The sequence below is a fragment of the Achromobacter sp. 2789STDY5608621 genome (assembly GCF_001299375.1).
Classification (GTDB): Bacteria; Pseudomonadota; Gammaproteobacteria; order Burkholderiales; family Burkholderiaceae_B; genus Achromobacter; species Achromobacter insuavis.
In genome coordinates, this window is sequence record NZ_CYTU01000005.1 from 94,395 (window position 1) to 105,836 (window position 11,442).

The 11,442-nt window shown below is 64.1% G+C and carries 2 protein-coding genes and 1 pseudogene; all 3 read right to left on the reverse strand.

Going from position 1 to position 11,442, the window contains the following annotated elements:
- Positions 1-307: 307 nt before the first annotated feature.
- The gene (locus AOZ53_RS07600; protein ID WP_082385560.1) at positions 308-8,917 is read right to left on the reverse strand and encodes a two-partner secretion domain-containing protein; all 8,610 of its coding nucleotides are present in this window, start codon (positions 8,915-8,917) and stop codon (positions 308-310) included.
- A gap of 39 nt (positions 8,918-8,956) precedes the next feature.
- A pseudogene (locus AOZ53_RS07610) lies at positions 8,957-10,659 on the reverse strand (ShlB/FhaC/HecB family hemolysin secretion/activation protein).
- Positions 10,660-10,901: 242 nt separating this feature from the next.
- Positions 10,902-11,442: SDR family oxidoreductase (locus AOZ53_RS07615; RefSeq protein ID WP_082385562.1), on the reverse strand; the 541-nt coding region annotated here is incomplete at its 5' end.

Here is an 11,442-nt window from a genome sequence, read left to right on the forward strand (position 1 = left end):
ATGCAGCGTTTAAGCTCATCGCGCAGTGCCATTGACTCCCTACGAAACCGTTCGTCATTAACAGTAAGCTTGTTCGCGTCCTTAATATAGAAGCTTCCGTCTTTATCTCCACCGCACTCTTTCCAATCCACCCAACGAGTTTCCTCTGTTTGGTCATTAAGCGGCCAATACATCTCCATCGGGAGGACCCTCCTATCAAACCAGGCGTTCTCCCTGGACGACATGCACATATATGGCGAACTTGTGAAGCAGCAGCCCACTGCTAATAACAATAAAGCTGATGAGAAAAATAGCTTTATCGTCAGGCTCATCGTTTCATCCTCAACAAAATATCTAACGCTTTCCATGCCTGGGGCGGCAGCGCCTCTGATAGAGCAAATGGAGTGGCTGGCACGAGCGCAATGTCGGTCCAGATTTCGTACATACCTTTCTGCAAGGGCGTTAGGCCACGCCTGGCATTGCCCTGCTCGTCGTAATAGCCGCTCAGGGTGCCCCCAATGAAGTCATGTGAGCCGCCATAAGCCTCGTGCGCCAGATCAAGAATTCCCCCAGGCGAATACGGAAAGCCGAAAAGCGTTCCAGGTCCGCCCTGGTTCCCTCCAGTGGGCCCGGGCATTTCCTTGCCCCGGTCGGTTTCGAGAAATGCGGCCATCGTCATCCCGGCCTGGGTTGGATAAAACTGGACGCGCCCGTTTCCATCCAACTCAAGTTTCGGAATGCCGTTTTCATCGAGTACGGGCTGGTTGTTGGCATCGTGCTGAGTCTTGCACTGTTTATTTGCAGATCCACACAAAATATCCAACACCACCCGCGTGCCAGCAGTCTTGAACCCATCGCCCCGAATACCCGCGCTTTCCCCGCCCTTGTTATCCAGCGTCGTCTCGCCATCGGTAATCCCCGCGAACTTCTCAGAATCCGCGATCGTGTACCGCCGCATGCGGTCGGCCGCCTCCGACAAACCCGCCTGCAGCGCCGCCACGCCGCCCGAGCCGCCCAGCGCGCCCACCGCCACGTTCAGCAGCCGCTCCTGGGTATTGATCTCGTTGATCTGTGCCTGCAGCGCCTCGATCTTTTCCGGGTCTTGCGTGGCCTTGATCTGCTGGCGCAATTCTGCGCGTTTCTGTTCCGCGTGGCGTTCGATGGCGGCGCCGGCCTGCTGGCCGAACGCCGCGACGATTTCCGCTTCGGCCTGCACTTGCCGGCGCAGCTTGTCGCCGTCCCATTTTTTCGTCAGGCCGCCGGCGCCATCGCCCGCCAGCACGCTTCGATCCAGCATGGCCAGCACCTGATCGGCGGTCTTGCCGGTGCGTTCCCGCTGGGCGTTGGTATCGGCGATGGTCACGGCCGCGCCGCTGATACCGCTGTGCGTCACGCTGTTCTCGCTGCCCTTGCGCGCGCTCATGCCCGGCGCACCAGCGCTGACGCTGTTGCCGAAGTTGTGCGCCGACCATGTATCACCTTTGCCAGCGACATTGCTGGCCGAGGACTCATCAGCCTTCCTGGCGCTGCCGTCGTCGCCTTCTTTCTTGCCGCCTGACGGCTTGTCGTCACCGGCAACGCTGAAGCCTCCCGACAGGCTCACCCCCGTCGCCTTGTACCGGCTGTGGTTCTCGATGTCGCTGACAGTCAAGCTGCCTGTCATCACGGTATTCAAACCCCGCTTCACCGCCTCTTCGGAAGAGGCGATGGCCGCGCCCTTGAGGTCGGTGTTGTCCTGAACGCTGATCTTGAAGCCGTCATCGCCGGCTTCAAGGCGCGATTGCTCCGTGACGCTGGCGAAATCGCCATCCACCTTGTTGTTGGCGTAGCTGCCACTGGCGGCGAACCCCGTCCCCGCCGTCACGCTGCCGCCGATCTGGGTGTCCCTGCTTTTGAAGGTACTGGTGTCTTGCAGACTCTCGATGCTGAGGTTGCCGCCCGCGTCGGCCACCACCTGCTTGCCGCTGGCCACCGCGCCGCGCAGGCGGGTGTCGCCGCCGGATTCCAGGGTCAGACGCTCGCCGGCGGTGACATGGCTGTGGGTCCAGGTCACGTCTTTGCCTTCGCCGTTGCCTCTGGCCCCGCTCGCATTGGCGGTCACGCCGAACGCCGGGCCGCCTTGGCCCACGGAAATCGCCGCGCCCACGCCCGCGCTGGCGCTGCTGTGCTTGCGGTCGGTTTCGACGGTGTTTCCAGCCGCCAGCAGGTTGATGCCGCCATCGGCCTTCAGTATGGCGTCGCCACCCGCGCTGATGTCGCTGCCGCGCACGGTCAGGTCTGAATCCCGACTGCCGGCGGCACGGATGCGCACATCGCCGCCCGCGGCCACGCTTGAACCGGCAGCCGTATCGGTGGCGGTGGTGGATTTGCTGCCGCTTTTGCTGGCACCCACGGTGATGGAAACATTGACGCCGCCGGCCGCCTGCGGGTCGGCCTGGACGGCATCGTAGGCGTTCTTGGCCGCCAGCCCCGTGGTTGCGCCTGCCAGCGCCCGCATGCGTCCGTCAGTCGTCTGGCCGACAGCGCGCTTCATCTGCCCTGCCGTCTCGATGGCCGCAAGCACCGGAGCCGACAACGCCACGGTCAGTCCGGACTGGCGGAACTTGCTTTGTTCCACGCTTCTGCCGGTTTCCCGCGCTTCGACGATATCCACCTTTTGGGCGTGGATGTCGATATCGCCTTGCGGCGCCAGTACGTGGCTGCCGATCTGCTGGTAGTGGTCACCCGCCACCAGGGTCACGTCGCCCTCCGTGGAACCCACGGTCGAGGCGGCGGCACGGGTACTGACGTCCCGGCGGTCGCCGCTTTGCATCTGGCTGCCGATGGTGAAGGCGAGCCCCCCGGCGTAGAGGAAGCCACTTTTTCGGGTTTCCTTGAAATGGCTTTCCGTGCTGCTTTCGGTGGCGGCCTGGAGGGTCAGGTTGTTGTTGGCCACAATGGTCGTGCCGGCATCGGAGACGACGTTGCTGCCGGTGACGGTGACGTTCTGGCCGCGCACCGCGACGGTGTTGCCGCTGAAGGTGCTGGCAATCGCCCGGCTATCTTCCCGGCTGTCGCGGGCGGTCTTTTTGCTGGAGCCCAGCAGGCTCCTGGACTTGTGCTGGTGGGCTTCGGCCCAGTTGCTGCTCGCTTCGCCAGCCAGGATGTTCACGTCGCCCTGCGCCACGGCAGCCAGGACGCCCTGCTCGCTGGTGACACTGGCGGCGGTGGCGTTCAGGTCGCGCCCGGCTTGCAGGCGCAGGTCGCCTGCCGTGCTGATCTGGCTGCCCACATCTTGCGCGTAGCCTTGTTTGAGATAGTTGTGGGCGTTGCCGACGTTGTTTTCCTGTTCGGCGATCCTGACCGTGCCCAGCGTCAGGTCGCGGCCGGCGACGACAGCCGTCTGACCATCCTTGCCGCTATGGATGACCCGGGCCGCAATCAGACTGGCGTCGCGGCCCGCCGAGGCGAGCAGAATGCCGCCCGGGTTGGTGACGTAGAGGCCCGCCACGCGGTCCAGGCTGGTTCGGCTGAAATCGCTGCGTCCGGCCCGCCTGGCGCCGCTGTGGGTGGTACTGGCGACATTGAGGTCGCGTCCTGCCATGAGCTGTAGGGCGCTACCCGCGCTCATGGTTCCGCCGATGTTGTCGATATCGGTCCGGGCGTCAAGCGCCATGGCACCGCCAGCGATGCGCCCGCCAAGATTACGCAGGTTGTCGCCGGCAAGGTTGACCACCGCACGTCCGGCAATGGTGCCGGAATTGACAAGATCGCCTTTCAGGTTGAAGTCGATGGCACTGGCGGCCAACAGGGTACCGTTGCCGTCAATGTCGCCTGGCATTACGCGGACGTACACCTGTGGCACCAACGCGCGCGTGATACTGCCGTCGGCCAGCGTCACGTCGCGTTCGACCAGCCAGACGATGTCGCTGGTGAGCTGGGCCACCTGCCTGGCACTGAGTGCCACGCCAGGACGCAGATTCCATTCTTTCGCATAGGTGACGCCTGCGTCCAACAATGCCTGGTACTGCGCTTCGTCATCGGCGTAGCTGTCGAGGAATCGGCGGCCAGTCAACTGGCCTATCTGGTCGCGAACCAGTTTCTGTTCGTAGAAGCCGTCGCCCAGTCGCTTGTGCACGGTGGCCGGGTCATGGCCAAGCTGGGACAGCATGTAGTCGGAACTGAGCCAGTTTCGGTAGTCGGCGAAACGCGGGTCGGTCTCGACCAGGTGGCCACTGGCATTCGGGGCAACACGAAACAGGCTGTTGGCGGGCGTGTTCGCGTCCACCTGAACGGTGCGAATGATCACCGGCGCCTCGCCGTTGCCGCCCGCCGCCTCCTGTCCCGGGATCCGACCGGGACCGCTACCGTCATTAACATGTGCCCCCGTAACCTCCCCCGGACTGTCGACGCGGTTTACGTCCGCCAGGACTTCCGTTATCCGTTTTGGGTCAGAACTGCCGTTGGCGCGGACGCCGTCGCCCACAATGGCGCCGACCTGATGCTCCTGGCGTTCAGTCACCGCGAAGCCGCTGCCTGTGCCAGCGGCGTTCTGCACGAAGCTGGAAACATCGAGGTCGATCGTGTGCACGATGTCGTCCGGGGCGTAGGCAATCTTCCCGTCCCATTTGCGCTGGTGATAACGTTTTGTGCCACCACGCCATTTTGAGTAGGTGTACTGGCTGGTTCCGCTCTGACGGATCCTGTGCTCGCCCGGGGCAGCCACGTTGTCGATCCGGTTCAGGTCGCCCTGCAGGACGCCGCCAGCGAAGATCCGGCTCTTGTCGTTGACCAGTTCATCGCCACGCAAGGCCATGTTGCCGCCCGCGCGGATGAGCGCCGGCGCGCTTTCGACCACCTGCGTTTGGTACTCGGTCCGGATGACGTCGTATTGGGTCCAGTCATGAATCTTCGCACCAGTTTGCTTGTGGCGATAACGCCCGGCGCGGCTCCAGCCTTCCCAGCGGTACTCGCCGGCATCGTGTTTTTCAGGATTGCCTTCAGGTTGGATATACAGGTACCTGGTCGGGCCGCTGATTTGCGCCAGTTCGGTACGGAAATGCAGATTGCGATTGAGCAAACGGGCGCTGTCGACGGTCAGGCCGCCCAGTGACTCGATGGTGGCGCTGTCATTGAGGATGAGATCGGCGCTTGCGGCGGCCTGGTCGTTGGCGTCCAGCGTGCCGCCGATGTTCAGCGCATCACTGCCGCCGCCCGCGCTGAAAATCAGCGCCTTCTCCCGGTTGTTGATTAAGCGGGCGCCAATATCCAGACGCTGACGCGCCGCGAGGACGGCGGCGAGACCTTCTTCCTCGCGGTTGTTGACGGTACCGGCCCGGATGGCAAGATGATCGCCATAGAGCCGACCGCTGCCCACGTTATCCAGGGCGCCAGCGTCGAGGCGTGTCTGGCTGCCGTCGATAAGTCCGCGGTTGGTCAGGATGTTGCGGGCAGCGATGGTGGTACGTACGCCACGCATCTCACCGGTGACGCTGTTGTTGACGTCGGCGCCCTGTACGTCCAGGTCGCCCGCCTGCAATATGCCATGGTTGGTCAACAGGCCCGCGGTGCCGATATCGGCACGGCCGTTGGCGGTGATTTCCCTGAGGTTGGTGAAGTCCTGCCGCAGGCTCAGGCGCAAATCCCCCCTGGACAACAAGCTGCCATCACCGCCCAGGCTGTCGGCGGCCACGTTGATTAATTGGCCGGCAATCAGCGTGCCGAGCGGATTCAGGACACGGCTGACGGCGATGTCGATGCTGCCGCCCGAAGAGATACTGCCGCGCGTGTTATCGAGCTGACCTGCCGCGTCCGGGCCACGGATACCGATACGGCCGTCGGCTGCGATGGTGCCGGCGGTGTTGTCAATGTGGCTGGCTGCGAGGGCCACGCTGGCGCCCTGCAAGCCGAGCGGCTGACTGGCGTGCACGCTTTGCGTGTCGCGATTGAGGATCCGCGCGGCGTTAAGAGTCAGGCCATTACCCGCGACCATCAGGCCGCCACTGTTGTTTGCGACCCCGGAGAGGAAGGCCTTCAGGTCATTGCCCGCCTGAACCCTGCCGCCAGCGTTGCCGATCGACGTTGCGCCGATATCGGCATCAGCGCTGCCTCCCAGTTGCCCGGCAGCGTTGTCGATGTCGCCGGTATGGGCAATCAGATCTCCCTGGCTATGCACGACGCCGTCGCGATTATTCAGGTCGCCGCTGTTCAGAGCCAGCGTGTCGCCGCTGAGGATGCCGCCGGTGCTGCCGGCATCGATATTGGTCAGTGCCTGGCCATGCGTGTCCACGCGCATCCCCTGCCGGGACTGCAGCAGACCGCGGGCATTGTTCAGCGCACCGCTGTCGATGTCGAGCAAACCGCCGGTGCTGGCGATGGTGCCGCCGGCATTGTCGAGCGAGGCCAGACGCGTATCAACCGCGACGCTGGCGCCGAGCACCGTGCCGCCGGCATTGCCGAGTCCACCATTGGCCAGACTGACATCACCCGTAGCCTGCAGGATGCCGCCAGCATTCTCGGTGCGGCCGCGAGTGTCCACGCCCAGCCTGCCTTCGGTGGAGAAGATCCGCGCGCCATCGCGGTTGTCCAGCGCGCCGCCTCTCACGTCGACCTTGCCAACGCTGGCTATGAGGCCGCCGTCATGGTTATCAAGGTTGCCGGCGACGTCGACGTCCAGGCCCCCGTCGCTGGCACTCTGTACCGTGCCGCGCTGGTTGAGCAGTCCTCCCGCCCGCACGGTAGAGGCTCCGGCCGTGACCAGCGTGCCGCCGGCATTGTCCAGAAAGCCCGCCACGTCGATGCGGGTGTCCGCCGTGCCCGCCGTCTGCACGATGCCATCGCGGTTAACCAGCGAGCCGGCCTGGAGATCGAGTGCGCCATTACCGGCGATGGTCCCCGCGGAATTGTCCACGCGCTCCCTAGCCCGGATCGTAAGCAGGTCCTCGCCGGTGGCGATGAGTTTGCCGCCGACATTGAGCAGGCGACCGGTATTGATACGAATACGCTCGCCGGAGGTGTTGCCGCCGCTGAGGTCAGTGCTATCGCCACGGATATCGAGCGCGCCATTGCTGACGATGCTCCCGCCGGCCCCCTGCAGGTCGGTGGCCTGTAACGTGGCATCACCCGATGTGATGACATTGCCGCGACGGTTATCAAACTGCCCTTCAACGACAATGTGGCTGGCGTTGCTGGCCAGCGTACCGTCGCGGTTGTCGAGCCGTCCCTTGATCCTGATGTGAGTATCGGAAGTGTCGCTGTGCAGGAAAGCGCCGGCACGGTTGGAGAATTCCTGCGCGTTCAGGACGACAGGACCGTTCAGTTGCATCAGACCTTCATCGTTGTTGAGCAGCCCCGTGGTCATCCGGGCGTCGGCAGCAATCCTGATTTCTCCATTGTGGTTGCCGAGGTCGCCACCGCTCACTTCAAAATGACGCGCGGCCAGATGTCCACCGTCATTGTCGAGACCGTCGCTTGCGCTCAGGTCGATGTGCCCGCCAGCCAGGATGCGGCCGCCGTCGTTGTCAATCGTGGAGATGTTGAGTGCCCCCTTGGGCAACGATGCAACGCCGGCGCCCGGCTGAGTGCCATCGTCGCCGGCGTTCCCGCCATGCGGCGAGTCCCCAACAGCACTGTCAGTTCCGCCGCCCGTACCCGCTTTCGGCACGTCACCAACGCCCGAAGCCGTATCCGTCTGTGGCGCGGCGAGGCCGATACGACCGCCATCGCGGTTACTGATGTGACCCGTCTGAAGTGCCAGGTCCTGCAAGCCGGTCTGTCCGATGACCCCGTCACGGTTGGTCAGGGACTGCGCAATCGCTTCGATACGCCCCGCATTGAGTGTCCCCTTGCGGTTGTCGATATCCTTCGGGGTGCTGATCGCCAGTTCGCGGCCTGCACTGAGCGTGCCGGTATTGGCAAGGCCGCCGCTCGCGTCCAGGCGGGCGTCGGTGCCGGCCTGCATCGTTCCGAGGTTTTCCAGACGTCCGTCGGCGGTGAGCACCAGTTGCCCGGCCTGAGCGCCTATCGTGCCGGCGTTGCGCACCCCGACGCCATGCTCGGTTCCCACCAGCACGATTTTCTGGCTGTACATGCCGCCGAGCGCGCCGACATCCAGCGCGAAGGCTGGCGCATCACCACTGGCGGCGGTCTTCCGTACCTTCGCATGGTCGGCGCTGACGTCATTGCTCCCGGTAGTGATCTGAAGCTGCCGCGCCCAGATCCCGGCGTTGGCTTGCACGGAGCGGGCAATCAGATCCGTGTAGTTCGTGGCACTGGCATCCATGCCCTGGCCATCGACACGGATGGTGCCGCCCTTGACCCGATAGCTCTCCAGCGCACCCCCATTGATGACTGGCCGGCCGGTGGTGAGGATGGCGCGGTCCGCGTTGATGAAGCCGCAGCCATCGCAGGAAATGCCTGCCGGGTTGGCGATGACAAGCTGCGCCCGATCGCCCGCGACTTCGACATAGCCATTGAGCCGGCTCGGGTCACTGGAGTTGACTTCATTGAGGATGACACGGGCCGTGCCGCGCGCCAGCCACGGGTTGCCCTGAACCCAGCCGCCGAGCTGCGTTTGCGTGTCCCTGCGGGAATTGTTGAGGATGGCGCCCTGCTGCCCGACATCGAACTGACTGTAGGTATTGCGTGAAACGCCGGCTGCACTCGGGGTCTGAATATTCACCAACGGGACGCCGTTAGCCGCTTCCAGCACCGTCGGCCGCTGATTGCCGGGAGCGCCAGGGTCGGCCATGACCTGTGCATTCGCCGATGTACTGATAGCCGCTTGCCCGAGAGCGAAAGCCAAGGCAAGGCCCAGCGGTCTGAATGTGGCAAAGAAACGGCTGCCGACGGCGCCTCCACCCGCGCCTTGACCCGGTCCGTCACGCCGGGCAATTTCCGCGACGACCTGGAACAGGCCCAGTGCCCGGTTGAAAACAATGCGGTGGAGGTTCCTGTTCATGCCATCGATTTCCTTTGCTTGCGCGCAATCCGTGCGGACTCAGCAGGACCAGTTGAGGCTGAAACCGGTCGTCAGAGACCCGCTCCGGAAACCTCCAGGCTTTGAGAGCGGCGTGCCAGCAGACAGATCCCACCAGAATCCTGCGGCGCCCCCGCGCAGGCCTATGACCGCGCCTGCAAGATTGCGCCCCTGGAGCCAACGAGTGGAAGGGCCGGATACATGGCCGTAGTCAGCCCCGAGATAGAGTTCCTGTGCGGCGCCCAGCTGCAGACCGATTTCGTTGCGCCAGACCCAGCCACGCTCGCCCATGAGCGTCAGTTCGCCGTCAAAGCCGCGCACGGTGTAACGACCGCCGATCGAGAAGCGGTCTTGCGGCACCAGCGGAGTACGCTCCCATTGCGCGCGCCAGTTGCCGGTGTAACGGGCTCGCAGCGCCCCTGGCCGGAACGGGACCACCAGTTGAATGTCGGCGGTGATGACCTTCATCCGCGAAGTGCCTTCGCCAAAGTCTTCTTCGGGCGCGGCCATCGCTTTGAAAGCGCCAGTGCCATGCCGCCAGGCGAGACCCGCATCAAGCGCGCCTTCGCCCAGGAATTCACGGTGAGTCAGGCCCAGTTCCCAACCGCCGGCGCGGCGCTGTTGAACACCGATTTCGGTGTCGTCGATGAAGTTGCCGGACCTGCGCATCCAGCCGCGTCCGTAGAACGAGGTTTTACGGCTGGCATCCCGGTACACCAGACGCGACAGGCGCATTTCAGCGTTGTTGCTGGTACCGCTGTAGACATAGTTCTGACGATATCCGGCAACGGTCTGGTGGTACCTGTAGCCGCTGATGGTGGTGCTGAGTGTCCAGTAGCCCCAGGGCACGCCGTAATGTGTGGTGTAACCCCGAGTACCCTACCGCTGGCGTTGAACATGTCGCGGCTGACGTTGATGTAAAACAGATCGTTCCACGAGAGCGGGGAGTCGAGCGAAAGTGTGGCTGCGCCTTGAAGCTTGCCGGTCGCCCTGCTGCCGGCGTCGTCCAGTGACACGCTGAAGCGCACGGGTGGGGAACGCTGCTGCCAGAGGATCACCACATCGCTGTCGCCCGGGCGTGCATCGTCTCCCTCAGCAGGCGTGATTTGAATGTCAGCCTCTACGGTCGGCACGCGTCTGAAGTTTTCCAGTGCCTGTTCGATATCGCGCAGATTGAGCAGGTCGCCGCGCCTGACCGGCACGGCGTTCGAGGCCGTGGCCTGGCGCGACGTGCCCGGCGAAAAACGAATGGCGCGGACGCGACCGGGCACGACGGTAAGCGTCAGCGTGCCTCCCTTCAGATCTTGGGGCGCAGCGAGGATACGGGTGGTGACGAACCCCCGCGCAACGACGGCGTTCTGCACGCGCGCCATGACCACGCTGATGCCCTCGGCGCCAAGGCAGCGCCCCGTGGCGGCGTCGTTCTCGGGGTCGGCGGCGCTCAGGGACCAGAAAAACCGCTGGGCATCCTCGCCATCGAGCCGGATACGGCCAATCGGGAAACATGGCGTCTCGTCCTGCGGCAACAGATCCAGCGACGGAGCGCGCGCCGGCTGCGCCCGTGCATTCGGCGCCGTTTCCTGCTGCTTGCGCAATCTCCTCACGCGCTCCTGCTGGCGCAACAGTTCCTGCGCGGCGCCATCCTGCGTCTGTGCAGACGCCGAGACCATGAACACCAGCAGGCTGAACGAGAGCCACACGCCCTGCCGCAACCACCCGACCATCCCCTCTCCCTATGTACCCGCACGCAATCATGCTTAGGCATTGGATGGAGGGAAGGCGAAGATTGGAATGCCGCGAGCCGGTTTGTCCGACCAAGCGTTGGTCGTAAGTCACACTCTCGGATCAGATAACCTATTGACGGTGAGCGGCGGCAGTGCATCAGACTTCATGCCCGGCAAGAAACCGGAAACCAAACAAAAAAAGCGCCCTCGGGCGCTTTTTTTGTTGGTGACGCTCGCCGCGGTCAACCGCGGCCGACAAACGGCATGGTAGTCGCCATGATGGTCATGAACTGCACGTTGGTGTCCAGCGGCAGGCGGGCCATGGCGGCGACGGCCTGGGCCACGTGGGCCACGTCCATGCGCGGTTCGACCTTGGTGCTGCCGTCGGCCTGCAGGATGCCGGCGGCCATGCGCTCGGTCATGTCGGTGGCGGCGTTGCCGATGTCGATCTGGCCGCAGGCAATGTGGTACGGCCGGCAGTCCAGCGAGATCGACTTGGTCAGGCCGGTGACCGCGTGCTTGGTGGCGGTGTAGGCGATCGAGAACGGGCGCGGCGCGTGCGCCGAGATCGAACCGTTGTTGATGATGCGGCCGCCTTGCGGCGTCTGCGCCTTCATGACCCGGATCGCGGCCTGCGCGCACAGGAACATGCCGGTCAGGTTGGTATCGACCACCTCGCGCCAGAGCGCCACCGGCAATTCCTCGATCGGCATGGCGGGCGCGCCGCGGCCGGCGTTGTTGAACAGCACGTCGAGACGGCCGTACTCACGCTGGGTGGTGTCG

Bases quoted from the DNA above. Each gene is read 5' to 3' on its own strand.
- AOZ53_RS07600 (WP_082385560.1), bottom strand. From the start codon at position 8,917: ATGAACAGGAACCTCCACCGCATTGTTTTCAACCGGGCACTGGGCCTG.